This window comes from Spectribacter acetivorans, assembly GCF_031846305.1.
GTDB lineage: Bacteria > Pseudomonadota > Gammaproteobacteria > Nevskiales > Salinisphaeraceae > Spectribacter > Spectribacter acetivorans.
Genome location: NZ_JAVRHY010000003.1, coordinates 105,200 through 129,391, shown reverse-complemented (window position 1 = coordinate 129,391; position 24,192 = coordinate 105,200). Strand labels below are relative to the sequence as shown.

The window sequence follows — 24,192 nt, the reverse complement described above, 5'->3', positions numbered from 1 at the left end:
CTTAGCGCGCCAGCCGGAAGTGGTGCGAGTGTGAGGCCCGGTGATCGGGCCTCACACTCGATTCATCCGCCGAAATCAGGCGCTGCGGCGCTGACCCTCGACCTGCTGGTGATCCACCAGTGCGCGGTTGATGGCCGATACCGCGGCTTCCAGCGAGGCGGAAATGATGTCCGCATCGATGGCGCAGCCGAAGGTGGACTTGCCATCGCCGATACCGGCTTCGACGTAGGCCACCGCGTCGGCTTCGGCCCCGTGGCCGCGCGCATGCTCGGTGTAATCGTGGATCACCACATTCAGGCCCAGGCTCTGGTTCAGACCGTCGATGAAGGCCGCGATCGGACCATTGCCCGCGCCCTTGAGACGCTGCTCCACGCCCTCGTTGGTAATCACGGCCTCAACCGTGTGGCGATCCCCGGCGTCACCGCGCGAGGAAGCCCAGTAGTCGCGAAACGCCAGCGGCCCGCCGGTTTCCAGATAGCTCTGTTCGAACAGGCGCAGGATTTCCGCCGCGGTCAGTTCGCGGCCGGTGTCATCCGCCTCGCGCTGTACTATCTTGGCGAACTCGATCTGCATGCGCCGGGGCAGGCTCAGGCCGTACTCGGTTTCCAGCAGATAGGACACGCCGCCCTTGCCGGACTGCGAGTTGACCCGGATCACCGCCTCGTAGGTGCGCCCCAGATCCCGCGGGTCGATGGGCAGGTAGGGCACTTCCCACACGCCCTCGGGATGATTCTTGCGGTCCTTCAGGCCCTTGTTGATGGCGTCCTGATGCGATCCGGAGAACGCGGTGAACACCAGCTCCCCGGCATACGGATGTCGCGGATGCACGGGCAGCTGATTGCAGTACTCCGCCATGCGCACGACGTCGTTGATGCGGGTGAAATCCAGGCCCGGCGACACGCCCTGGGAATGCAGATTCAGCGCCAGGGTGACCAGATCCACGTTGCCGGTACGTTCACCGTTGCCAAACAGCGTGCCTTCCACCCGGTCGGCCCCGGCCATCTGGCCCAGTTCGGCCGCCGCCACCGCGCAGCCGCGATCGTTATGCGGATGCAGCGACAGGATCACCGAATCACGCGGCGTCAGCTGGCGATGCATCCACTCGATCTGGTCGGCATAGATGTTGGGCGAGGCCATCTCCACCGTGGCCGGCAGGTTGATGATGGCCTTGTGCTCGGGCGTCGGCTGCCATACCGCCAGCACTTCGTTGCTGATGCGGGCGGCAAAATCCAGCTCGGTGCCGGTAAAGCTCTCCGGCGAATACTGGAACACCCACTCGGTGTCCGGATAGGCCGCCGCCAGCGTCTTCACCCGCCGCGCCCCGCGCCGGGCGATGTCGATGATGCCGTCCTGGTCCATGCCGAAGACGATGCGGCGCTGGGCGGACGAGGTGGAGTTGTAGATGTGAACGATGGCCCGCCGCGCGCCCACCAGCGCCTCGAAGGTGCGCTCGATCAGCTCATCGCGGCACTGGCACAGCACCTGTACGGAGACATCGTCCGGAATCAGGCCTTCCTCGATGATCTTGCGGCAGAAATCGTAATCCGTCTGCGACGCGGCGGGGAAACCGATCTCGATTTCCTTGAACCCGATGTCGATCAGCCCCTGGAACATGCGCAGCTTGCGCGCCATGCCCATGGGTTCGATCAGCGCCTGATTGCCGTCGCGCAGGTCCACGCTGCACCACACCGGCGGCTGATCGAGGCTGACCCCCGGCCAGGTACGGTCGGACAACCCCACCGCGGGGAACGGTCGGTACTTGGTGGCCGGATGAACGGCCGTTTCGCTGGTCTGATTCTCGCTCATTGGAACGCTCCGATGTCGCTGCCCGCTGATGCCGGCAGCCAGTCTTCCCGGTATGCCTCGGTAGCGGTATCGGCCCCGCCATGGCCGTGCTGGAGTATCTGCCTTACGGCAGAAGTCGCCGGGTCAGGACAACGAGCGCGGAAAACACGCGCACACAGCCGCGGCCATTGCCGGCGACTGTATCGATCACGTTGTGCGCGGGGTAATCCATGTTGCGGGATGCGAAAAACCTGCCCAGCAGGATAACCGAAGCATCGGAGCCCTGCCAAGCCGGCCCCGGTCAGGCCTGCTGGGTGCGACGACGACGCCGCCACCGCATCACCGACATCAGCGGCCCTGACCCGGCATACACCAGGAACCCGAGGAACAGCACCCGGGGCGGATCGAGGCTGATCAGCACGAAGCCGAGCACCACCGCCAGCACATGGAAGAACGGCACCCGCTCGGAGAGCTTGACGTCCTTGAAGCTGTGGAACCGGATATTGCTCACCATCAGCGCCCCGGCGATCACGGTTACCAGGAATACCGGCACCACCATCGTGGTACCCGCCAGGCCGAGGTCATGGCAGACCCACACCGCCCCCACCAGCAACCCGGCGGCCGCCGGGCTGGGCAGGCCGAGAAACACCTTGCGGTCGTTGGCCCCGCCGCGCTGGATGTTGAAGCGGGCCAGCCGCAGGGCGGCCGCCGCGGTGTAGAAGAACGCCGCCAGCCAGCCCAGCTTGCCACCGACGAAGCTGGCATCGGCCAGGCTGGCCAGACTGTAGGAATAGGCCACCAGCGCGGTGGCCAGACCGAACGCCACCAGATCGGCCAGGCTGTCGTACTGCAGGCCGAAGTCGCTTTCGGTGCGGGTCAGCCGGGCCACGCGGCCATCGAGCATGTCGGTGACCATCGCCGCAAAGATGGCGATGGCAGCCACGCTGAATCGCTCCTGCCCGGCCGCGATGATGGCGTAGAAGCCGGCGAACAGCGTGCCGGTGGTGAACAGATTGGGCAGCAGATAGATGCCCCGCCGCCGTCGCCGTTGTTGTGCGTCTTCGGATTCGTTCATGGTCACCGTCCGCCAACCGGACATGGTTCAAACCCCGCCATCATGACATCGATGGCAGATCGACCGGAGCCTTGCGCACCAGGGTGGCCAGTTTGTCCGATCCGGCATGCACGCGATCGCCCACCGCCACTTCCACCCGGGAGTGGGCCGGCAGGAAGATATCCACGCGTCCCGCCAGCCGCCGCGCGCCGCAGATCCGGCCCTGTCCGAGGCGGTCGCCGTAGCGGACCTGGCACGGCCGGCCACCGAACATCCAGCCCGAGGCGGCAATCACGATGTCGTCGCCCTCATCGGTGCGCAGCCAGGACACGGTGCCGTCGAACACCCCCTCGCCGGCTGCCGGCAGTTCCAGCACCGTGCCCTCGACCGGGGCGCGCAGCAGATACGCGCCCAGCAGGGACGCATCCAGGGATACGCGAATGGCCTCGCGGTCAAGGAACGGGTCGTAGCATTCGCGCCGGTGTACCACCCGCCCGTCCACCGGCGCGATCACCGCCAGCGGCTCCGAGGGAATACGCCGGCGCGGATCGTGGAAGAACGCCAGCAATACCAGCACCACCACCACCAGCGGCAATGCGGCCAACCAGTGCCAGAAGTGACCGACAGCGAAGGTGACGAGCGCCACCAGCACCAGAATGGGCCAGCCCTCGCGGGCAATCTGCATCAGGGTGCGCCGCATGGACTGCGCCGGAACAGGGAACGGTGTGGAGGCTACGCCGCGCCGGGATGATCAGTTGCGCGACTTGTCCACGATCTTGCTCTTGCTGATCCACGGCATCATCGCGCGCAGCTTCTCGCCCACCTGCTCGATGGGATGCTCGCGCGACAGCCGGCGTCCGGCCTTCAGGGTGGGGAAACCGGCCTGATTCTCGCCTATGAACTCGCGGGCGAACTTGCCGGCCTGTACCTCGGCCAGGATACGGCGCATCTCGGCCTTGGTTTCCTCGGTGACGATACGCGGCCCGCGGGTGAAATCACCGTACTCGGCCGTGTTCGAGATCGAGTAGCGCATGTTGGCGATGCCGCCCTCGTAGATCAGGTCCACGATCAGCTTCACCTCGTGCAGGCACTCGAAATAGGCCATCTCCGGCTCGTAGCCGGCTTCGGTCAGGGTTTCGAAACCGGCCTGGATCAGCGCCGTGATACCGCCGCAAAGCACCGCCTGCTCGCCGAACAGGTCGGTTTCGGTTTCGTCCCGGAAGGTGGTCTCGATGATGCCGGCGCGGCCGCCGCCGTTGGCCACGGCGTAGGACAGGGCAATGTTCTTGGCGTTACCGGAGGCATCCTGATGGATGGCGATCAGACTGGGCACGCCGCCGCCGGCTTCATAGGTGGTACGCACCAGATGGCCGGGGCCCTTGGGTGCGACCATGAACACGTCGGTGTCGGCGCGCGGCTCGATCAGTTCGAAGTGCACGTTGAAGCCGTGGGCGAAGGCAATCGCCGCACCTGCCTTCAGGTTCGGCTCGATCTGGTTCTGGTACAGCGACACCTGGTGTTCGTCCGGCGCCAGGATCATCACCACATCGGCCGCGGCCACTGCGCTTTCGATCTCGGCGACTTCCAGTCCGGCGTTCTCGGCCTTCTGCCAGGAACCCGAGCCGGCCCGCAGGCCCACCACAACGCTTACGCCGGAATCCTTCAGATTGTTGGCGTGGGCATGGCCCTGCGAGCCATAGCCGATGATGGCCACTTTCTTGGACTGGATGAGCGCCAGATCGGCGTCCTTGTCGTAATAAACCTGCATGCTCACGATTACTGCTCCTGCTCGTAGCGAAGTCCCAGATCGCCGGGCGTGATGGCGACGGCGCCACTTCGCACCAGCTCGCGCAGCGTCCCGACGCCACTCATTGAATCAATCAGATCCCGCACCGCGGATTCGCCGCCGACGAATCGCAGGGTGACCAGCCCGTCGCGCGCATCCAGCACCTCGGCGCCTACCGCGCGCGCCTGTTCGGCCAGGCGATCGTCGCCGGCCACCTTCATCATCACCAGCTCGCTTTCCACATGCTCGCCGCCGGTCATGTCCAGCACGTCGATCACGTCCACCAGTTTGAGCAACTGACGGTTGATCTGATCGACCACGTCGTCCGACCCGGTGGTCACCAGCGTCAGACGCGATACGGTGTCGTCCTCGGTGGGGGCGACATTCAGGGATTCGATGTTGAAGCCACGCTGCGAAAACATGCCGGCCACGCGCACCAGCGCGCCCGCCTCGTTCTGCATGAGCATGGAGATGATGTGCCGCATTGGCCGCATGTCACGCCGCGCGACCGCGCGGGCCCCCGAAAATCAAGCGCGCACGGTAATCCCAGGTGCCGGGAAAATCAACTGCGACCGCCGGCACCCGCCGATCCGGCCAGCGCCTCCAGCTCGGCCAAACCCTGCTCCAGGTCATCCAGCAGCCGCTGCATGCTCGGCAGCGTCCGGCTGCAGGCGATCAGCCCGAACTCCAGCTTGTGGTCATAGCTGTTGAGCGTGATATTGAGTGCCTGGCCATCCAGCACGATGGAAACCGGATACATGCCCTCCAGCCGGGCGCCGTTGAAGTACAACGGCTGCTTGGGGCCGGGGACGTTGGAAATGACCACGTTGAAAGGCTGGCGGCCCGGCACCAGGCCGGTGGCAAGATTGACCCCGCCCACCGCCATCACCGTGGCCACGTAATTCATGATCTCGGTCTGGCTCATGGTGGCGTAGCGCGCCTTGCTGTGGCGCACCGAGCGGGCGATGGTGTCGAAACGGGCCCGCGGGTCGTCCAGGTGGGTGGCCAGGTTGGCCAGAAACAGCGCCACCTGGTTGCCGCCCTCGGAATCGTCCTGCCGCAGCGACATCGGCACCATGGCGATCAACGGCTTGTCCGGCAAAGCGTCCAGCGACTGCAGATAGCGCCGCAGCGCGGCCGAGCACATGGCCAGCACCGCGTCGTTGAGGGTGCCGCCGAGCTGCCGGCCCGCCGCCCGGATGCGGTCCAGCGACCAGGACTGGGCCGCGAAACGCCGCGACGCCGAGACCCGCTGATTGAGAATGCAGCGCGGGGCCTGGAAGGCTGAGACGAAATCGGGCTCCCGCTGCCAGGCCGACTGCACCGTTCGCGACAGCTCCATCGACACTCGCGGCAGCGACGCGAGCTGGGCGCCCGCCACCTGCCCCAGCCGCAGGGCCGGGTTGCGCCCGCTGCGTTGCCGGCGGCGCGGCGGCAGGGCCCACAGCGGGGTCAACTCGGCCTCGCCGGCCTCGGTGGTCATCGCCCGCTGCAGCAACCGCATGGCGGCCACCCCGTCCACCATGGCGTGGTGAATCTTGGCGTAAACGGCAATGCGGCCGTCCTCCACCCCGTCGATCAGGTACAGCTCCCACAACGGCTTGGCCCGATCCAGCAGATTGGCGTGCAGTTGCGAGACCAGGGTGAGCAGCTCGCGAATACGTCCGGGGCGCGGCAGGGCCAGCGGCCGGAAGTGGGCCTCCACATCGAAGGCCCGGTCCTCGGTCCAGAACCAGGCACCGAGCCGCCTTACCAGCCGCTGGTTGAACGGCGGATAGGCCCGGGTCGCGCGGCGGGTGCGTTCGATCAGCGCGGGAATGTAATCATCGCCGGCATCCGCGGGCGGGCGCAGCAGCAACAGGCCGCCCACATGCATGGGCTGATTGCGGCGTTCCAGCCACAGGAACCCCTGATCGATCGGATTAACCGGTTTCAGCCCGGCCATGCTGGGGCCTGCATGAATGGGGTGGCGCTCATGGACGGGACGTTAGCACGCCCCCGGCCGCTGCGAATCCCGCCGCGGCGCCGACGGGCTTCTAACGCTGACGCCCGACAATCGGCTAAAATGTGGGGTTTGGAAGCGCAGACAGGCGATACCATGGCCCAAGTTCGAGACAACCTGCCCGACCCCGCCAGCCATCCGCTGGCCGGCACCCGCATGACCGGCGCCGAGATGATGGTGCAGGTACTGGCGGACGAAGGCGTGGACACGGTATTCGGCTACTCGGGTGGCGCCATCCTGCCAACCTATGACGCCATCTTCCGCTTCAACGCCGAGCACCACGACCGCATGCCGCTGATCGTGCCTGCCAACGAGCAGGGCGCGGGCTTCATGGCGGCCGGTTACGCCCGGGCTTCCGGCAAGGTGGGCGTGGCCCTGGTGACCTCCGGCCCCGGCGCCACCAACACCGTGACGCCGGTGCGCGACTGCATGGCCGATTCCGTGCCCATCGTGGTCATCTGCGGCCAGGTGGCCCGCGCCGCCGTGGGTACGGACGCCTTCCAGGAGGCGCCGGTGTCCAACATCATGAGCGCCGCGGCCAAGCATGTGTTCCTGGTCACCGACCCGGCACGGCTGGAAGCCACCGTGCGCACCGCCTTCGAGATCGCCGGTTCCGGCCGTCCCGGCCCGGTGGTCATCGACGTGCCCAAGGACGTGCAGAACTGGGAAGGCGCCTTCGCCGGCGAAGGCGTGCTGCCGATCCCCGGCTATCGCCAGCGCATGAACGCCCTGGCGGCCAACCGCATCGATGACGCCGAGTGCGCCGACTTCTTCCGGCTGCTGGCCGAAAGCGAACGGCCCCTGATCTATGCCGGCGGCGGGGTGATCAACGCCAACGCCGCCCAGGAGATGCGCGAACTGGCCCAGGCCTTCGGCATCCCGGTGGTCACCACGCTGATGGGCATCGGCGCGTTCGACACCACCGACCCGCTGGCCCTGCACATGCTGGGCATGCACGGCACCGCGTTTGCCAACTATGCGGTGGACGACTGCGACTTCCTGATCGCCATGGGTTCGCGTTTCGACGACCGGGTGGCCGGTGTGCCGCAGGCGTTCGCGCCCAACGCGCGCCACATCGCGCATTTTGACGTGGACGCGTCCGAGATCAACAAGGTCAAGAACGTGGACTGGCACCACGTCGGGGTGCTGGCCGAAAGCCTGCGCCGGCTGCTGGAGTACGGCCGCGAAATCGGCTTTGCCGGCGACTACGCGCCCTGGCATCGCCATATCGCGGACCTGAAGGCCCACTACGCGATGAATTACGACCGCGAGTCGGACGCCATCCAGCCCCACCACGTGATCGAGGAAATCAACAAGCTCACCGGCGGCGAGGCGATCATCAGCACCGGCGTGGGCCAGCACCAGATGTGGGCGGCGCAGTACTTCGACTTCCGCCAGCCGCGGCTGTGGCTGACCTCCGGGTCGATGGGCACCATGGGCTTCGGTCTGCCCGCCGCGGTGGGCGCCCAGTTCGCCCAGCGCGACAAGCTGGTGATCGACATCGACGGCGATGCCTCGATCCGCATGAACCTGGGCGAACTGGAAACGGTGACCACCTACGACCTGCCGGTGAAGATCGTGGTTCTGAACAACTTCGGCGACGGCATGGTCAAGCAGTGGCAGAAGCTGTTCTTCAAGGGCCGCCTGTCGGCGTCGGACAAGTCGCTGCACAAGAAGGACTTCGTGAAGGCGGCGGAAGCCGACGGCTTCGAGTTCGCCCAACGGCTGGATGACAAGTCGCAACTCGCGGATGTGATCAAGGCATTCATCGAGTACCGCGGCCCGGCGTTTCTGGAAGTCATCATCGACCCGGACGCCGGCGTCTACCCGATGGTGGGCCCGGGCATGAGCTACCGCGAGATGATCACCGGCGACCATATCCCCAATCGCTACGAAAGCAGCGATGCCGAGGTGGGCCCCTCCGAGGCATTCTGACATCCGCGAGCCACGCGCCGCGTGCTAGTCTCGGCGCATGCTTCGACGCACCAAGATCGTCGCCACCCTCGGGCCCGCGACCGATGATGAAGCGGCCCTGTCGCGCCTGCTCAGTGCCGGCGCGAATGTCGTCCGGCTGAACTTCTCCCACGGCAGTGGCGACGAGCACCGCGCCCGGGCCGAGCGGGTGCGGCGGGCGGCTGCCGACCTCGACGCCTCGGTGGGCATTCTGGGTGATCTGCAGGGCCCCAAGATCCGCATCGAGTCCTTTGCCGCAGGCGCGGTGGACCTGGAGGCCGGCCAGGCCTTCGCCCTGGACGCGGACCTGGACCCGGAGGCCGGCGATGCCGCCGGTGTAGGCCTCGGCTATCGCCCGCTGGTGGACGACGTCACCGTCGGTGACCTGCTGCTGCTGGACGACGGCGCCATCACGCTGGAGGTCACCGGGGTGTCCGGCGGGCGTATCGAGACGCGGGTGGAAAACAGCGGCCGCCTGTCCTCGCGCAAGGGCCTGAACCTGCGCGGCGGCGGCCTGTCGGCGGCCGGGCTGACCGAGCAGGATTACCGCGATATCGAACTGGCCGCGGAGATGAAGGTGGACTTCCTGGCGGTGTCGTTCGTGCGCTCGGCCGCGGATATCGAGGAGGCCCGGGCCCGCCTGCGGGCGGCCGGCGGCCACGCCCGCATCGTGGCCAAGATCGAACGGGCGGAAGCGGTGGCCGACCTCGAGGCGATTATCGAGGCCTCCGACGTGGTGATGGTGGCCCGCGGCGACCTGGCGGTGGAAATCGGCGACCCCGAGCTGCCGGCGGTGCAGAAGCGCATCATCGCCCAGTCGCGGGAAATGAACCGCACGGTGATCACCGCCACCCAGATGATGGAATCCATGATCGAGCAGCCCACACCCACGCGGGCGGAAGTGTTGGACGTGGCCAACGCGGTGCTCGACGGCACCGACGCGGTGATGCTGTCCGCGGAAACCGCGGTGGGCGCCTACGCGGTCAATGCGGTGGCCGCCATGGGCCGCATCTGCGTGGGCGCCGAGAACGGTCATTTCTCTGCCCGTTCCCAGCGCCGGCTGGCCACCCACTTCCGGCGCACGGACGAGGCCATCGCCATGGCTACCACTTACACCGCCCGCCACATGCGCGCCGACGCCATCATCGCCCTGACCGATTCCGGCCACACCGCGATGCTGATGTCGCGCCAGGACGTGGGCATTCCCATCTACGCCCTCACCCGGACGGCGAAAACCTGTGGCTATCTGACGGTATGCCGGGGCGTGTATCCGCTGGCCTTCGAACCGGCGGATCCGGCCGGCCCCACCCTGATCCGGGAGGCGGTGGATTTCATGGTCGCCCGCGGCGACATTGCGCCCGGCGACCGGGTGCTGGTCACCAAGGGCGACATGCTCGGCCCCGGCGGCACCAACACCATGAAGATCGTGGAGGTCTCCGCCCGCTGAACCGCCTCGCCGGGCCGCCAGCCCGGTCCGATTCTAGAATTCCTGCGCCACCGATCCTTGCCATGCCCGACACTGCCGCCACCCGCGCCGATTTCCCCCATGTCTGCCCCCTGGATACCCGCTGGGCCGACAACGACCTGTACGGCCACGTGAACAACGTGACCTACTACGCCTACTTCGATTCCGTGGTGAACCGCTACCTGATCGAGGCCGGCGGACTGGACATCCACGACGGGCCGGTGATCGGGCTGGTGGTGGAGTCCGGTTGCCGCTACCACGCGCCGGTGGCCTTTCCGGATCGCCTGGAGGCCGGCCTGCGGGTGGCCCATCTGGGCAACCGGGCGGTGACCTACGAGCTGGGCATCTTCCGGGTCGGCGAAACCGAGGCATGCGCGGAGGGCCGCTTCGTGCACGTTTTCGTCGACCGGCACGACCGCCGCGCGGTACCGATTCCCGACTCGGTACGGGCCGCCCTGGCCCGCCTGACAGCGCCACCGCCGGACGCCGGTGCATCCGAATCCGGGGCCTGACGCGTTCTAACGCCGTCAGTCACCGCACCACCGAAACCTGTCATCCATGAGCCCACTCTGTGTTTATCTGATTGGCCTGGTCGTGTCGCTGGCCGTGCTCACCCTGGTCTGGCTGGTGCAGCTCAAGACCGAGGACGCCAGCCCGGTGGACGTGGCATGGTCCTGGTTGATGGGCGGCCTGGGCGTGTTGTTCGCCGCGGCCGGCGACGCACCGCTGGCAGTGCGCGTACTGCTGGGGCTGATGGCCGGCCTATGGGGGCTCCGGCTGGGCGGCTACCTGGCCCTGCGAATGCGGGGCCAGGCGGAGGATTCCCGCTACGCCGCCGCGCGGGCGTCCTGGGGCGCGCGCGCCCCGCTTTACATGCTGCTGTTCTTCTGGTTCCAGGCCGTGGCGGCCTGGATTCTGGCCCTGCCGTTCCTGGTGGTGGCCTTCCGCCCGGACATGCCGGGCGCCGGCTGGCTGCTGCTGGGCGGCGTGATCTGGCTGGTGTCGGTCGTGGGCGAAGCGCTGGCCGATCACCAGCTGCATCGTTTCAAGCGCGACCCGGCCAACCGGGGCCATGTCTGCCGGACCGGCCTCTGGCGCTATTCACGTCACCCGAATTACTTCTTCGAGTCGCTGCACTGGGTCAGCTATGTATTCCTGGCGATCGGCGCGCCGTACTGGTGGGCCACCCTGGCCAGCCCGGTGATCATGGCCTGGCTGCTGCTCCGGGTTTCCGGCATTCCCACCGTGGAATCGCGCGAAGGCAAGGCCAAGCGCATCGGCTACGATGAGTACGTACGCACCACCAGTGCCTTCATCCCCTGGCCGCCCAAGGCCTGACCGCCCCGAGGATTGCATCGTTGGACAGCCTCCCGATTGAACTCTGCGAACGCGGCCTGGTGCCGGATGCCGTGGCCCGCGCGGGCATGCGGCGTTTGATCAACACCCGCCTGACCAGCCCCGAGGCGCGCGACGGCGAACGCCGCACCGAGGCGTTCCGGGCCCTGCTGGAAAGGGCGAGCACCGGCCCCATCGCCGAACATACCGGCGACGCCAATGCCCAGCATTACGAGGTGCCTGCCGCGTTCTTTCAGCACGCGCTCGGCCCGCGCCTGAAGTACAGCGGCTGCCTGTTCGACTCGCCCGATACCGACTTGCCCGCCGCCGAGGAGGCCATGCTGCGCCTGACCGCGGAGCGGGCGGGTATCGAGAACGGCCACCGCATTCTGGATCTGGGCTGCGGCTGGGGCTCGTTCTCGCTGTGGGCGGCCGAGCAGTTTCCGGACTGCCACATTACCGCCGTATCCAACTCCGGCGGCCAGAAGACCCATATCGACGGCGTCGCCAGCGAGCGGGGCCTGAGCAATCTGACCGTCCATACCTGCGACATCAACGAATTCGACCCCGGCGCCCGTTTCGACCGCATCGTGTCGGTGGAGATGTTCGAGCACATGCGCAATCTGGGCGAACTGATGCGGCGCATCCGCGGCTGGCTTGCCGATGACGGCCGGCTGTTCGTGCACATCTTCTGCCACAAGCTGCTGGCCTATCCGTTTCTGGACGAAAGCCGCACCGACTGGATGGCCCGCTACTTCTTCACCGGCGGCATCATGCCCTCGGAGAATCTGCTGCTGAACCTGGCCGACGACCTGGTCATCCGCGACCACTGGTGGATCTCGGGCCGGCACTACGAGGCCACGTCCAACGCCTGGCTGGCCAACATGGACGCCCAGCGCCAGACCGTTCGCGACATCTTCGTGCCCGCCTACGGCGAGGCGGGGGCCGACCGCTGGATCCAGCGCTGGCGGATGTTCTTCATGGCCGTGGCCGAGCTGTTCGGCACCAACCGGGGCAACGAATGGGGCGTCGGTCACTACCTCTTCTCGCCGCGCTCCTGATCACCGGCTGCGCGGCGGACCCGCGCTGGCAGGGCCCGCCGAGCGACCATTTCGACGGTACCCGGTTCTTCAACCCGGCGGTGGAAATGGACCGCGGGGTGACCGATGTCCTGCGCTATCTGGTCACCCGCGATCCCGGCGCCTGGGGAAAACTACAGGCGCGCTCGTTTCCCGATCCGCCGATGCGGGTCGCCACCGGCGAGCTACGCATAACGGTAGTGGGCCACGCCAGCGTGCTGATCCAGGCCGACGGACTCAACATCCTCACCGACCCGGTGTGGTCGGATGCCATCGGCCCCTGGCCGGTGTTCGGGGTCGAGCGCATGCGCCTGCCCACCCTGACCTTCGAGCAGCTGCCGCCGATCGACGTGGTGCTGATCAGCCACAACCACTACGACCACCTCGATCTGCCCACCATCGAGCGGCTGGCCGCCGATCATGCACCTTTGTTCGTGGTGCCGCCGGGGGATCGGCCGCTGCTGGCCGACGCCGGCGCCGACCGCATCGCGGAACTGGACTGGCACGAGACCCTGACGCTGCCCAACGGGCGCACCCTGCACGCCCTGCCCTGCGTTCACTGGTCGGGGCGGCTGCCGTCGCCGGACCGCAACCTAAGCCTGTGGTCCGCCTACGCCGTCGGCACCGCTGGCGGGCCGGTGTATTTCGGCGGCGACACGGCCTACGGCGACCATTTCCGCGAGGCCGGAGAACGGCTCGGCCCGTTCCGGCTGGCCCTGCTGCCGATCGGGGCCTATCAGCCCCGCTGGTTGGTGCGCCGGGTGCACATGAACCCCGACGAAGCGGTGACCGCTCATCGCGAACTGGGTGCTACCCGCAGCATCGGCATGCACTTCGGCACCTTCGAACTTTCCGACGTGGGGCAGTTCCAACCGATTGACGACCTTGCCCGGGCCCGCCGCGACGCCGGCGTGCCGCAACCGGCCTTTACCGCGGCGAATTTCGGGGTCGGCGTCCCGATTCCGCCGCTGTCCAGAAACCAGGAGTAATCCCATGCGTACGGTCGTGCTGATCGCCACCTGTCTGCTTTGCGTCCCGGCCCTGGCCGCGGACGGCAACAAGCATTGCTTTACCGGCTATGGCTATCAGCTGGAAAGCAACGAGTTTCGATACACCGAGCACCACGAGCAGACGCTCGACGACGATGGCCGGCCGGTGGACTGGAAAGTGACCTACCGCGATCCCGCCGGCGAGGTGATCGCCCGCAAGACCCTGGATTTCAGCCACGACGAATTCGTACCGGTATACGAGATGCGCATGGTCGACAGCGGCTATGTGGAAGGCATCGAGCGGGACGAGGACAGCTGGCGCATGTTCCGCCGCGAGGGCGACAACGCCGAGCGGGAGACCGAACCGTTCGAGCTGACCGACAGCCTCGCCGCCGACAGCGGCTTCCACCCCTTTCTGCAATCCCGCTTCGACACACTGATGGATGGTGAGACCCGCCGCTTCCGCTTCGCCGCGGCGGGACGCCAGTCGGTGATCGATCTGCGGGCAACGCGAATCGAGGACACCGAGTTCGAGCGCGAAACCGCGGTCCGTTTCGAGGCGGAACTGGACATGTGGCTGGTCAGCTTCTTCGTCGATTCGCTGGTGCTGACCTACGATCCGGACACCCGCGAACTGCTGGAATACCGCGGCATCGGCAATCTTCATGATGCCGAAGGCGAGACCTATCCGGTCCGCGTGGCCTACTACAGCGAGCCGCCGTCCGAAGCCGGCGACGTGGATACCGCCTGCGGCGGGTAGCTAGCCGGACTTGCTGTCCCGCATTTCCGGCTGGCGTTCCATCCAGGGCTGGATGCGGGAAAAGGCCTCCTCGATCTGCTCCATCGAGGTGGAGTAGCTGATGCGCAGCAGATCGGTGGAGGTTTCGCCGAAGGCATCACCCGGGATCACGCACACGCCGGTTTCCTCAAGCATGCGCATGGCGATGTTGGACGCATCCACGCCGGGCGGCAGTGAGGGCGCGATGTAGAAGGCCCCTTGCGGCCAGTAACCGGTCAGGCCGGCCGTGTTGGACACCAGATCCACTACCCGGTCGCGACGGCGGCGGTACTCGTCAACCATATCGGTGATGAAGCTGCGGTCATGCACCAGTGCGGCCACGCCCGCCCACTGGGCCGGGGTGTTGGCCACCGTGGTGGTGAACATGTGATACCGGCGCAACATGCGAATGGTGTTCTGGTCGGCCACCACCCAGCCGATGCGCAGGCCGGGCATGGAGAAGGTCTTGGAAAAGCTCGACACCACCGCCACGTGATCGAGATCGGCCGAGCAGGTGAGCACGCTGGGGTACTCCATGTCGTCCAGCACGAGGTGATCGTAGACCTCGTCGGAAATCACCTGCACGCCGCGGTAGGCCGCCTCCTGGCAGATCCATTCCACGGTTTCGCGCGGATACACGGTGCCGGTGGGATTGCTGGGCGAATTCAGTATGATGGCGTGAGTGTTGGGGTTGATCAGGCGGATCACCCGCTCCGGGTCCAGCTGGTGGCCATGCTCGGCGCGGGTGGGCACCGAGCGGATCTGCCCGCCCAGCATCCGGATCAGCGGGGCATACAGCAGGAAGGTGGGGTCGGCGACAATGAATTCCCGCCCCGGGGCGGCCATCGCCGTGATCAGCAGATAGATGCCCTCGGTGGCCCCGGTGGTGATCAGGAAGTTCTCGCTGGTCAGCGTCGAGCGGTAGCGGTCGCTGTAATAGGTCGCCAGGGTATCCAGCAGTTCGGGCAGCCCGGCATCCATGGTGTAGCCGGTCTGGCCGGCCTCCAGGGCATGGATGTGGGCGTCGATGATGTGTTTCGGCGTGGGGAAATCCGGCTGGCCGATGGACAGATGGATGACGTCGTCGAGTTCGGCCGCCTTGTTGACCATGCGGCGAATGCCCGAGATCGGGATCGCCTGCATCGCCGGGTTCCAGGTCATCCGGCCGCGGACGTAACGGTCCTCCGGATCGCTGGCGAGTACCTGGTTCACGTTTTCCATCGGCGTCGCCATCAGCGCGTCCCTGTTGCTTGACGAGTATCGGCAAACACTAGGCGCGCGCCCGGGTCCGGTCAAGCTGTCGGTTGACGTTCGTATGGCGGGCTGGGTAACGTCCGCTCCATCGCTTCACTCCGGCCGTAGCCCATGTCGTCGCAGCCAGGCGCTCGATCCGCCTGATGACCGATCGACTTCCCGTCGTTACCGTCCTGACCGCCCCTGACGAAGACCCGCCACCGGGCCTGGATCAGCTGGATGGCCGGGCCGAAGTCCGGATGAGCGCCGATACCCCGCAGCTGGCCAGCCAGCTGCCGGGAACCGACGTGCTGCTGGTCACCGACTTCCGCACCGATGCGGTGGTTGAGGCCTGGCCGGCAGCCGACCGCCTGGGCTGGGTCCATGCCACCAGCGCCGGCGTGGACGCCCTGCTGTTCCCGGCCCTGCGCGAATCGGATATTGCCCTGACCAACGCTCGCGGCATCTTCGACCGGCCGATCGCGGAATACGTACTCGGCCTGATCCTGGCCTTCGCCAAGGACACCCGCGGCAATATCGAGCTGCAGCAGGCGGCCGAATGGCGCCACCGTGATACCGAGCGCATCGACCACAAGCAGGTTCTGGTGATCGGCGCCGGCGCCATCGGCGGCGAGATTGCCCGTCTTTGCACCGCCGCCGGCATGCAGGTGGATGGCATCGCGCGAACCGCCCGCGATGTGCCCGGATTCGCCTCGGTGCACGCCATCGACGCGCTGTCCGACCACCTGCCTCGCGCCGACTACGTGGTAGTGGCCGCACCGCTCAACAAGGCCACACATCATTTGTTCGATGCCGACGCCTTCCGTGCGATGAAGCCCGGCGCCCGGTTCATCAACATCGGCCGTGGCCCGATCGTGGATACCGACGCGCTGGTGCAGGCGCTCGAATCCGGCGAGATTGCCGGTGCGGGGCTGGACGTGTTCGAGGAAGAACCGCTGCCGGCCGATCATCCGCTCTGGGGTCTGCCGAACGTGATCCTGTCGGCCCACATGGCCGGGGATTTCCGGGGATGGCGAGCCGCCCTGATCGACCAGTTCATGACCAATTTCGATCGCTGGCAGGCGGGTGAGCCCCTGCACAACCTGGTGGACAAGAAGCGGGGGGCCGTGCCGCCCCGCCGGACCGCCCGCGCCCCAACCTAGCCCGCTAGAACCAAGGAACCTTCCGTGACCGACATCGCCGATCTCACCGCACTCGAGATGCTCGAGGCCTTCCGGGCGAAAACCCTGTCGCCGGTGGAAGCCGCCGACGCCTGCCTGGCCCGGATTCACGCCCTGAACCCGGCGGTCCACGCCTATTGCCAGATCAACGACGAGATCACCCGGGCCGAGGCCCGGGCGGCGGAAAAGCGCTATCAGGACGGCACCGCTCACGGGCTGGTCGACGGCGTGCCGGTGGCGGTCAAGGACATCTTCATGGCCGAGGGCTGGCCCAATCTCAAGGGCTCCAAGCTGATCGACCGGCACCGCCCGGCCGACCAGGACGCCCCCGCCGTAGCTGCCCTGCGCCGTCACGGCATGGTGACCAGCGGCCGGACCACCACGCCCGAATTCGGCTGGAAGGGGGTCACCGACTGCCCGATGGAGGGCCCCACCGGCAATCCCTGGGCACCGGATCAGACCGCGGGCGGCTCGTCCGGCGGCAGCGCGGCGGCGGCGGTGCTGGGCATGTCGCCGCTCACACTGGGCACCGATGCCGGCGGCTCCATCCGCATGCCGGCCGGCTTTTCCGGCTGTTTCGGCCACAAGCCCACCCACGGGCTGTGCCCGATGTGGCCACCCAGCGCCTTCTATCCGCTGGCCCATGTCGGCCCCATGACCTGGACCGTGGACGACGCCGCCCTGCTGATGAATGTGCTGGCCGAGCCCGATCCGCGTGACCCCACGCTTCCGGCCAATCGCGTCGACTTTCGTGACGGCCTCGATAACGGGGTCAGGGGCCTGCGCATCGCGTTTTCAGCTGACTTCGGGTACGCGAACGTGGACCCGGAAATTGCCGAGGCGGTGGCCCGCACCGTCGCCCTGCTGGAGCGGGAAGGGGCGGCAGTGGAATCCGCCGATCCCGGCTTCGAGGATCCCATCGACGCGTTCAACCTGCTGTTCTACGGCGGCGCGGCCAACGCCATGCGCGATATCGACGCCGAGGCCCGCAAGCAGATGGACCCCGGGCTGGTGGAAGTGGCCGAATGGGCCGCGCAGTTCTCGCTGCTGGATTACATGGGTGCCGCCAATGTGCGCGCCAGCCTGGTGGAACAGACCAGCCTGTTCCACCAGCGTTTCGACCTGCTGGTATCGCCGGTGTTGCCGATTCCGGCCTTCCCCAAGGGCCAGGAAGTGCCCGACGGCTGGCATTCGCCGCGCTGGCCCTCCTGGACCCCGTTCACCTACCCCTTCAATCTGACCGGCCAGCCGGCGGCCTCCGTGCCCTGCGGCTTCAACCGCGACGGCCTGCCGATCGGCTTGCAGATCGTGGGTGCCCGGCATCAGGATGCAGTAGTGCTGCGCGCCGCGAAAACCCTGGAGAACCTTGCACCCTGGACCGGCCGCCGGCCGGACTGGCGACAGACCGAGACAACATCATGATCGACTCCCCCATGCTCAAGCACCTGTCCGGTTACATCGGCGGTCAGTGGTGCGACGCGGACAACGGCGAGACCTTTGCCGTGCTCAACCCCGCCAACGGCAAGGAACTGGCCCGGGTGCCCGCCATGGGCGAGGCGGAAACAGAGCGCGCCATCGCCGCCGCCCGCGGCGCGGTGTCGATGGACTACGACCTGGATCAGCGCCGCGAATGGCTCACCGATATCCGTGACGCGCTCAATGACGAGGCCGAGGAGATCGGCCGCATCCTGTGTCTGGAACACGGCAAGCCCTGGAAGGAAGCCCAGGGCGAGGTCGCCTACGCGGCGGGGTTCTTCGACTACTGCGCGCAGCATCTGGACGAGCTGGCGCCGCGCAAGCTCAGCCAACGGCCCAAGGACTGCGACTGGACCGTGCATTTCCGCCCGATCGGGGTGGCCGGACTGATCACCCCCTGGAACTTCCCCATCGGCATGATCGCCAAGAAGCTGTCCGCGGCCCTGGCCGCCGGCTGCCCCACGGTGATCAAGCCCGCCAGCGAAACCCCGCTGACCATGATCGCGCTGTTCACCCTGCTGCATAAGCGCCTGGACCTGCCCGACGGCATGGTCAATCTGGTGATGGGGTCGGCCCGGGCGATCGGCGACACCCTGTGCCGTCACCCGGACGTGCCCATGATCAGCTTCACCGGCTCCACCGGCGTGGGCCAGCATCTGATCAGCGCCACCGCCGATCAGGTCAAGAAGCTGGCGCTGGAACTCGGTGGCAATGCCCCGTTCATCGTGTTCGACGATGCGAATCTGGACGACGCGGTCACGCAGCTGATCGGCAACAAGTTCCGCGGCGGCGGCCAGACCTGCGTATGCGCCAACCGCGTGCTGGTCGAGCGCGGCGTGGCCGATGCCTTCACCGAGAAGCTGGTGGACAAGGTGCGGGCCCTGCGGGTGGGCGACGGCATGGATGACGACATCGACATCGGCCCGCTGATCAACGTCGCCGGCTTCGACAAGGTGCATCGCCATCTGAAGAACGCCATCGACAAGGGGGCGGAACAGGTGGCCGGCAAGGCCCCCGACGAGCTGGACAGCGGCAAGGGCCTGTTCTTCCCGCCGGCGGTGGTACGCGGTGTCACCCGCGACATGGACTGCTGCCGGGAGGAAACCTTCGGGCCGCTGGTGCCGCTGGTGGAGTTCGACGGCGACGACCAGGCGATTGCCATCGGTAACGACACCGAATTCGGCCTGGCCGCCTACGTGTTCACCGCCGACGCCGACCGCGCCGCCCACGTGATCGCGCAACTGCGTTTCGGCCACGTGGGCCACAACACCGGCACCGGCCCCACGCCGGAGGCCCCGTTCGGGGGCATGAAGCTCTCCGGCTTCGGCCGCGAGGGCGGTGAAGAGGGTCTGTTCGAGTACGTCGAGCCACAGACGGTACCGCGCGGCGCCTGATCGCGGATCATCGACCGCCGCGCAGCGCCGCGGCGGCCAGCGCGGTCGTGACCACGAGATAGACCAGCATGGTGGCGGTTATCGGGGGCCAGCCTGACCCCTGGTCGAGCAACGCCCCGATCAGAGCGGGGCCATGGCCGTCGCCAGCACCATCGCCGCCTGGGCCACGGCGCGGATGGCGCCGAGGTGGCGCACCCCGTACAGCCGCGGCCAGATCGCGCCGAACAGGGTCGCGGCACCGCGCCGACCGTCAGACCCGCCAGACCCAGATAGACGGGGGCCAGCCAGCCGCCCTCGAACACGCTCAGCAATCCCACGGCCAGCGCCATGGGCCCCAGCATGACCGGCAACAGCAGCGCCGAGCGGAACCGATCCACCAGCGGGCCCGCCGCAATCAGCGCAAGCACGTGGCCGCCGGCATAGAACACGAAGCTCTGCGCCAGATGGCTCAGGGTCCATCCCTTGGCGGCCGCCAGGGACGCCTGATGGATGAACAGGCCGGTGACGATGAACGGCGGGGCCAGCAAAGCGGCCAGAACGGCATAGAAACGGGGATCTCGCAGTACCTCCCGCCGGTGCCAGGACACTGCCGGATCGCGTGCCTGGTCCGACGGTGGCGAGACGGCGCCGGACCCGGCTGACGCCGGTCGGCGGATCAGCGCTAGCAGCAACGGGAGTGACGCGAGCAGGACGGCCGCGATCGTCAGCCAGGTCATGCGCCAGCCCAGCAGCGTAATGCCGGCTACAACCAGCAGCGGGAAAACCGCCTCCCCCAGCGGCAGACCCAGCGCCGCCAGACCCAGCGCCTTGCCGCGGCCGGCCTCGAAGTACCGCGCCATGCTGGTCTGGGCCAGATGGGTCATCAGGCCCTGGCCGCATAACCGCAGAAGGAACAGGGCCAGCCCCGCCACCCACCAGACCGGGCTGGCAGCCAGCAGTAACGCCCCGACGGCGGCACCGCCGATCACCAGCGTGGTGAACCTGGCCAGAGGCATGCGGTCGATCAGCGCCCCGGCCCAGAGCAGCAGCAACCCGCTGGCCAGCGTCGCCGTGGAGTAGAGACCGCCGAAGGCGGCATTGCCTAGGTCGAACTCGGCCCGCAGCGCCGGGCCGAACAGGGCGACCAGATAGGTCTGGCCGCTGCCGGACAATCCGCACAGCAGCACCCCGAACGTCAGCAGACGCCGGTTGTCGTACAGGAACCGGGCATAGCCCGTCATGCCGGCACCCCTACCGGTCCGTGTAGAATGCCGCGATCAACTGGTTCCATCCGCTTTGTCATGACTCGCAACACGCTCATCGCCGCCGTCGGCGTCCTCCTGGTGGTCATTCTGATGCAGGCCATCGCCCTTTGGATGACCCCGACCGGTCTGCCCGACGCCGCCGGTGACGGCGCCGCCACCGCCGAGCGCGCCGAACCCGAAGTGGTACGCGAAAAGCTGACCGCACTGGGCGAGGTCGGCGAGCTGGCATTCGAGGACGATGCGGGACTCTACCGTGCGCATATCGGCAGCCAGATTCTCTACGTCACCCCGGACGGCCGGTTCGCCATCAACGGCGATCTCTACGATCTGGAATCCCGCACCAACGTCACCGAGCAGGCCCGTAGCGATTCCCGCGCCAGCGCGATGGCCGAGCTGGATGCGGATGACGCCATCGTGTTCAGCCCCGAGGGCGAAACCAAGCACGTGGTGTGGATATTCACCGACCCCGAATGCCCCTACTGCCAGCGGCTGCACAACCACATGGCGGCAATCAACGAGCGCGGCATCGAGGTACGCTACCTGGCCTTCCCGCGCGGCGGCCCCGGTTCCGCCAACTGGCGGCTTACCGAAGCCGTCTGGTGCGCCGATGATCCGCGCGCCGCGATCACGGCGGTCAAGAACAACGACTCGCTGGATACGTCCGGCGAGGCCTGTGCCGACTCGCCGGTGAACGCGCAGTACCAGCTCGGACGCGAGGTCGGCCTGACCGGCACGCCCATGATCATCGACGAGACCGGCAAGGTGCTGGGCGGTTACCTCAAGCCCGAGGCGCTGGCCACCCGCTTGGCCGGCAACAGCCGGGGCTGATCGGCAGGACTGCGCCCGCCGGCCGGCAGAACCGGCGCGACGGGCGCAACCGTCTCAGGCAGTCTCGTCCAGGGCTTCGGTGAAGATGTCCACCGCCTGGTCGATCTGTTCACGATTGACGATCAGCGGCGGCAGCCAGCGCACGATGTTCTTGTGCGCCCCGCAGCGAAGCATCAGCAGTCCGCGTGATTCGCAGGCGGTGAGCAGGCGACCGGTGCGGTCGCCGTCCGGCTGGCACTGGTCGTCGAACATCTCCACGCCCAGCATCAGCCCCTTGCCACGCACGTCGCCCATCGCCGGGTAGCGCGTCTGCAGGTCATTCAGCCGCTGGCGCAGGTGGTCACCCATGTCGCGGGCGTTGTCCACCAGGTTCTCCTGCTCGATCACGTCCAGGGTGGCCAGGGCGGCGGCACAGGCCACCGCGTTGCCACCGTAGGTGCCGCCCTGGGAACCGGGCCAGCCCTTCTCCATCAGGTGATGCGGCGCGGCGAAGGCGGACAGCGGAAAGCCGCTGGCCAGGCCCTTCGCGGTCATGATAATGTCGGGCTGCACGTCGAAATGCGCGTGCGACCAGAACTTGCCGGTACGCCCGTAGCCGGCCTGAACTTCGTCCATGGCCAGGATCATGCCGTGGTGATCACAGCGCTCGCGCAGCCCCTGCAGGAACCGCGCATTGGCCGGCACATAGCCGCCCTCGCCCTGCACCGGCTCGATCATCATCGCCGCGGTCTCGGCCGGGGCGCTGTAGGTGGCCAGGATGTAGTCGAGTTCACGCAGGCAGAAGTCGGTGGCGGTGTCCTCGTCCCAGCCGTAGCGGAAGGCGTGCGGGAACGGTGCCACCACCACGCCGCCCATCATCGGCTGCAGGCCGGCTCGCAGGCCGACGCTGGAGGTGGTCATCGACAGCGACCCCATGGTGCGGCCGTGGAAGCCACCGTGAAAGACGATGACGTTGGGGCGGCCGGTGGCCTGGCGCGCCAGACGCAACGCGCCTTCGGCGACCTCGGTGCCGGCGCTGGCGAAGAAGATCGCGTCGATATCACCGGGCATGCGCTCGCCCAGACGCTCCGAGAGCTTGAGCAACGGCTCGTGCATGATCGTCGTGTACTGCCCGTGGATCAGCTTGCCCACCTGTTCCTGGGCGGCCTGCACCACATGCGGATGGCAGTGACCGGTGCCGGTCACGCCGATGCCGGAGGTGAAATCCAGATAGCGGCGGTCCGCATCATCGATCAGATAGCAGCCTTCCCCACGCACCGCGCGCACGCGCGTCGCCTGTTGCAGCAGCGGCGAGAGATGGCCGGGGTGGTTATGGGTCATCGTGGCGGACTCCTGTCGTGATGAGGTAGGCAGACCCGGCGAGGGTACTGCGCCGATGCGGCGGGTTCAATCGAAGCCGGCGCCGTCTGCGAGTCGATACGACGCCGGCTGTCAGGCGCCGGCTGGTTCGTCTCGTAGCCGCGCCAGCACCGCCTCGCCCACCGCCGTGGTGCCCCGGTCGTCACCGCCGTGCGCGGCCAGATCGGCCGATACCACGGTACGCAGGCGACCGGCGGCGCGGCGGGCGGCCGGGTCCTCCTCGCCCATCCAGTCCAGCATCATGGCGGCGGTCAACAGCATGGCGGTAGGGCCGGCGATATCCTGCCCGGCGATGTCGGGCGCACTACCGTGTGTGGGCTCGAACATCGGCGGGCAATGACGATCGGCAGGATTGAGGTTGCAGGACGGGGCCACGCCCATGCCGCCGTTCAGCACCGCAGCCAGATCGGTGAGGATGTCGCCGTGGAGGTTGGAGGCCACCACCACGTCGAAATCCCAGGGCCGGGTGACGAACTTCATGCAGGCGGCATCCACCAGTTCGTGATGGGTAGCCACATCCGGGTAATCGGCGCTTACCTCGGCGAAGACCTCGGTATACATCTCGCCCCAGAATTTCAGCGCGTTGCGCTTGGTGACCAGGCATACCTGCGATTCACAGCCATCGAAATGGCGCGCCCGCGAGTCGCGTCGGCGCTGTTCGGCCCGCAGCCGGGCCTGTTCGAAGGCGTGCCGGATGATGCGCGCCGTACCGCGGCGGGTGAACACGCCCGTCTGGGTGACGATCTCCCGCTCGGTGCCGGGCGCCAGCCGTCCGCCCTGCCCGACGTACTCACCCTCGCTGTTCTCGCGGATGACCAGCATGTCGATATCCGCGGCACGCGCATCGGCCAGATAGCACGGCGCGCCCGGCAGCGGCCGGCATGGCCGCTCGCAGGCCCACTGATCGAAATGCTTGCGAATGTCTAGCAAGGGCGCCAGGGAGTCGGCGTCGGACAGCAGATAGCGGTCCGGGTTGCTGGTCGGTCCCGGGTCGCCCAGGGCGCCGAGCAGGATGGCGTCGAAGCCGGCCAGCGTCTGCAGGTAATCCGCGGGGGCGATCTCGCCGTGCTGCTGATGCCAGGCGTGGGACGGCCAGCCGAAGCGGGTCGCAGTCAGGTCCAGGCCTTCGCGGTCTGCCAGGGCCGACAGCACCCGTTCGGTCTGCGCCATCACCTCGGGGCCGATGCCGTCACCCGGCAACACGGCCACTCGCCATTGCTGTCTCGCCTGCATGGGATTCTCCCGAGCGGA

Annotated in this window: 20 protein-coding genes and 1 pseudogene; 11 read left to right on the top strand and 10 right to left on the bottom strand. The window is 67.4% G+C overall.

Translation table 11 applies throughout. The features are described 5' to 3' along the window. Positions 1-75 precede the first annotated feature (75 nt). From leuA to RM531_RS04340, 6 genes are all read right to left on the bottom strand, one after another. Positions 76-1,806, bottom strand: coding sequence for a 2-isopropylmalate synthase (gene leuA / locus RM531_RS04365; protein ID WP_311657578.1), 1,731 nt, complete (start codon positions 1,804-1,806; stop codon positions 76-78). Between the two features lie 280 nt (positions 1,807-2,086). Next, entirely contained in the window at positions 2,087-2,860 is a 774-nt protein-coding gene (locus RM531_RS04360; protein ID WP_311657577.1) for a CDP-alcohol phosphatidyltransferase family protein, read from the bottom strand. A 40-nt stretch (positions 2,861-2,900) separates the two neighbouring features. Then, positions 2,901-3,539 (bottom strand): phosphatidylserine decarboxylase, encoded by a 639-nt coding sequence (locus RM531_RS04355; protein WP_311657576.1) that lies wholly within the window; start codon positions 3,537-3,539, stop codon positions 2,901-2,903. Between the two features lie 51 nt (positions 3,540-3,590). Continuing rightward, the gene (gene ilvC, locus RM531_RS04350; RefSeq protein WP_311657828.1) at positions 3,591-4,607 is read right to left on the bottom strand and encodes a ketol-acid reductoisomerase; all 1,017 of its coding nucleotides are present in this window, start codon (positions 4,605-4,607) and stop codon (positions 3,591-3,593) included. A gap of 8 nt (positions 4,608-4,615) precedes the next feature. Further along, positions 4,616-5,110, bottom strand: coding sequence for an acetolactate synthase small subunit (gene ilvN, locus RM531_RS04345; protein ID WP_311657575.1), 495 nt, complete (start codon positions 5,108-5,110; stop codon positions 4,616-4,618). A 77-nt stretch (positions 5,111-5,187) separates the two neighbouring features. Continuing rightward, complete coding sequence (locus tag RM531_RS04340; protein ID WP_311657574.1) at positions 5,188-6,570, bottom strand: WS/DGAT/MGAT family O-acyltransferase; 1,383 nt, start codon at positions 6,568-6,570, stop codon at positions 5,188-5,190. A gap of 153 nt (positions 6,571-6,723) precedes the next feature. Here RM531_RS04340 and ilvB point away from each other — a divergent pair, with 153 nt between their 5' ends. The 7 genes from ilvB to RM531_RS04305 all read left to right on the top strand — a co-directional run bounded on the left by ilvB (position 6,724) and on the right by RM531_RS04305 (position 14,208). Continuing rightward, positions 6,724-8,562 carry a biosynthetic-type acetolactate synthase large subunit gene (gene ilvB, locus RM531_RS04335; protein ID WP_311657573.1) on the top strand — a complete coding sequence of 613 codons (1,839 nt, stop codon included), beginning with the start codon at positions 6,724-6,726 and terminating at the stop codon, positions 8,560-8,562. 37 nt (positions 8,563-8,599) lie between these two features. Next, complete coding sequence (gene pyk / locus RM531_RS04330) at positions 8,600-10,027, top strand: pyruvate kinase (RefSeq protein ID WP_311657572.1); 1,428 nt, start codon at positions 8,600-8,602, stop codon at positions 10,025-10,027. Positions 10,028-10,089: 62 nt separating this feature from the next. Next, entirely contained in the window at positions 10,090-10,557 is a 468-nt protein-coding gene (locus RM531_RS04325) for an acyl-CoA thioesterase (RefSeq protein WP_311657571.1), read from the top strand. A 46-nt stretch (positions 10,558-10,603) separates the two neighbouring features. Further along, on the top strand, positions 10,604-11,383 hold the full coding sequence (locus tag RM531_RS04320) for a DUF1295 domain-containing protein (protein ID WP_311657570.1): 780 nt from the start codon (positions 10,604-10,606) through the stop codon (positions 11,381-11,383). A gap of 20 nt (positions 11,384-11,403) precedes the next feature. After that, positions 11,404-12,441 carry an SAM-dependent methyltransferase gene (locus RM531_RS04315; RefSeq protein WP_311657568.1) on the top strand — a complete coding sequence of 346 codons (1,038 nt, stop codon included), beginning with the start codon at positions 11,404-11,406 and terminating at the stop codon, positions 12,439-12,441. Continuing rightward, complete coding sequence (locus tag RM531_RS04310) at positions 12,402-13,448, top strand: MBL fold metallo-hydrolase (RefSeq protein ID WP_311657567.1); 1,047 nt, start codon at positions 12,402-12,404, stop codon at positions 13,446-13,448. Before RM531_RS04315 ends, RM531_RS04310 begins: the two co-directional genes overlap by 40 nt. 4 nt (positions 13,449-13,452) lie before the next feature. Beyond that, positions 13,453-14,208: a hypothetical protein gene (locus RM531_RS04305; protein WP_311657566.1), complete on the top strand. Its 756-nt coding sequence runs from the start codon at positions 13,453-13,455 to the stop codon at positions 14,206-14,208. Here RM531_RS04305 and RM531_RS04300 read toward each other — a convergent pair whose 3' ends face one another. After that, positions 14,209-15,387 (bottom strand): pyridoxal phosphate-dependent aminotransferase, encoded by a 1,179-nt coding sequence (locus RM531_RS04300; RefSeq protein ID WP_349255394.1) that lies wholly within the window; start codon positions 15,385-15,387, stop codon positions 14,209-14,211. Positions 15,388-15,623: 236 nt separating this feature from the next. Between RM531_RS04300 and RM531_RS04295 the strand changes: the two genes are divergently transcribed. Genes RM531_RS04295 through RM531_RS04285 form a run of 3 tightly spaced genes read left to right on the top strand, consistent with a single transcriptional unit; the run spans position 15,624 to position 19,510 of the window. After that, a complete protein-coding gene (locus tag RM531_RS04295) occupies positions 15,624-16,622 on the top strand; it encodes a D-2-hydroxyacid dehydrogenase (protein WP_311657564.1) in 999 nt (332 codons plus the stop codon). Positions 16,623-16,646: 24 nt separating this feature from the next. Then, a complete protein-coding gene (locus RM531_RS04290; protein WP_311657562.1) occupies positions 16,647-18,062 on the top strand; it encodes an amidase in 1,416 nt (471 codons plus the stop codon). After that, complete coding sequence (locus RM531_RS04285; RefSeq protein WP_311657561.1) at positions 18,059-19,510, top strand: aldehyde dehydrogenase family protein; 1,452 nt, start codon at positions 18,059-18,061, stop codon at positions 19,508-19,510. Before RM531_RS04290 ends, RM531_RS04285 begins: the two co-directional genes overlap by 4 nt. 305 nt (positions 19,511-19,815) lie before the next feature. Here the strand turns inward: RM531_RS04285 and RM531_RS04280 are convergent. Next, positions 19,816-20,730: pseudogene (locus tag RM531_RS04280) on the bottom strand (MFS transporter); the annotation flags it as partial. Positions 20,731-20,790: 60 nt separating this feature from the next. On the opposite strand from RM531_RS04280, the gene RM531_RS04275 reads away from it, so the two are divergent. Then, positions 20,791-21,582 (top strand): DsbC family protein, encoded by a 792-nt coding sequence (locus RM531_RS04275; protein WP_311657560.1) that lies wholly within the window; start codon positions 20,791-20,793, stop codon positions 21,580-21,582. A gap of 54 nt (positions 21,583-21,636) precedes the next feature. Here RM531_RS04275 and RM531_RS04270 read toward each other — a convergent pair whose 3' ends face one another. Both RM531_RS04270 and RM531_RS04265 read right to left on the bottom strand, forming a co-directional pair. Then, a complete protein-coding gene (locus tag RM531_RS04270) occupies positions 21,637-22,902 on the bottom strand; it encodes an aspartate aminotransferase family protein (protein WP_311657559.1) in 1,266 nt (421 codons plus the stop codon). Between the two features lie 111 nt (positions 22,903-23,013). Continuing rightward, positions 23,014-24,174: an isocitrate/isopropylmalate dehydrogenase family protein gene (locus RM531_RS04265; RefSeq protein ID WP_311657557.1), complete on the bottom strand. Its 1,161-nt coding sequence runs from the start codon at positions 24,172-24,174 to the stop codon at positions 23,014-23,016. Between the last annotated feature and the right edge of the window lie 18 nt (positions 24,175-24,192).

Excerpts from the sequence above, each read along its gene's own strand:
- RM531_RS04360 (WP_311657577.1), bottom strand. The coding sequence starts at position 2,860 with ATGAACGAATCCGAAGACGCACAACAACGGCGACGGCGGCGGGGCATC.
- RM531_RS04305 (WP_311657566.1), top strand. The coding sequence starts at position 13,453 with ATGCGTACGGTCGTGCTGATCGCCACCTGTCTGCTTTGCGTCCCGGCC.
- RM531_RS04275 (WP_311657560.1), top strand. The coding sequence starts at position 20,791 with ATGACTCGCAACACGCTCATCGCCGCCGTCGGCGTCCTCCTGGTGGTC.
- RM531_RS04270 (WP_311657559.1), bottom strand. The coding sequence starts at position 22,902 with ATGACCCATAACCACCCCGGCCATCTCTCGCCGCTGCTGCAACAGGCG.
- RM531_RS04300 (WP_349255394.1), bottom strand. The coding sequence starts at position 15,387 with ATGACCTGGAACCCGGCGATGCAGGCGATCCCGATCTCGGGCATTCGC.
- RM531_RS04295 (WP_311657564.1), top strand. The coding sequence starts at position 15,624 with ATGACCGATCGACTTCCCGTCGTTACCGTCCTGACCGCCCCTGACGAA.
- RM531_RS04355 (WP_311657576.1), bottom strand. The coding sequence starts at position 3,539 with ATGCGGCGCACCCTGATGCAGATTGCCCGCGAGGGCTGGCCCATTCTG.
- RM531_RS04340 (WP_311657574.1), bottom strand. The coding sequence starts at position 6,570 with ATGGCCGGGCTGAAACCGGTTAATCCGATCGATCAGGGGTTCCTGTGG.
- pyk (WP_311657572.1), top strand. The coding sequence starts at position 8,600 with ATGCTTCGACGCACCAAGATCGTCGCCACCCTCGGGCCCGCGACCGAT.
- ilvC (WP_311657828.1), bottom strand. The coding sequence starts at position 4,607 with ATGCAGGTTTATTACGACAAGGACGCCGATCTGGCGCTCATCCAGTCC.
- RM531_RS04320 (WP_311657570.1), top strand. The coding sequence starts at position 10,604 with ATGAGCCCACTCTGTGTTTATCTGATTGGCCTGGTCGTGTCGCTGGCC.
- RM531_RS04325 (WP_311657571.1), top strand. The coding sequence starts at position 10,090 with ATGCCCGACACTGCCGCCACCCGCGCCGATTTCCCCCATGTCTGCCCC.
- RM531_RS04310 (WP_311657567.1), top strand. The coding sequence starts at position 12,402 with ATGGGGCGTCGGTCACTACCTCTTCTCGCCGCGCTCCTGATCACCGGC.
- ilvB (WP_311657573.1), top strand. The coding sequence starts at position 6,724 with ATGGCCCAAGTTCGAGACAACCTGCCCGACCCCGCCAGCCATCCGCTG.
- ilvN (WP_311657575.1), bottom strand. The coding sequence starts at position 5,110 with ATGCGGCACATCATCTCCATGCTCATGCAGAACGAGGCGGGCGCGCTG.
- RM531_RS04285 (WP_311657561.1), top strand. The coding sequence starts at position 18,059 with ATGATCGACTCCCCCATGCTCAAGCACCTGTCCGGTTACATCGGCGGT.
- RM531_RS04265 (WP_311657557.1), bottom strand. The coding sequence starts at position 24,174 with ATGCAGGCGAGACAGCAATGGCGAGTGGCCGTGTTGCCGGGTGACGGC.
- leuA (WP_311657578.1), bottom strand. The coding sequence starts at position 1,806 with ATGAGCGAGAATCAGACCAGCGAAACGGCCGTTCATCCGGCCACCAAG.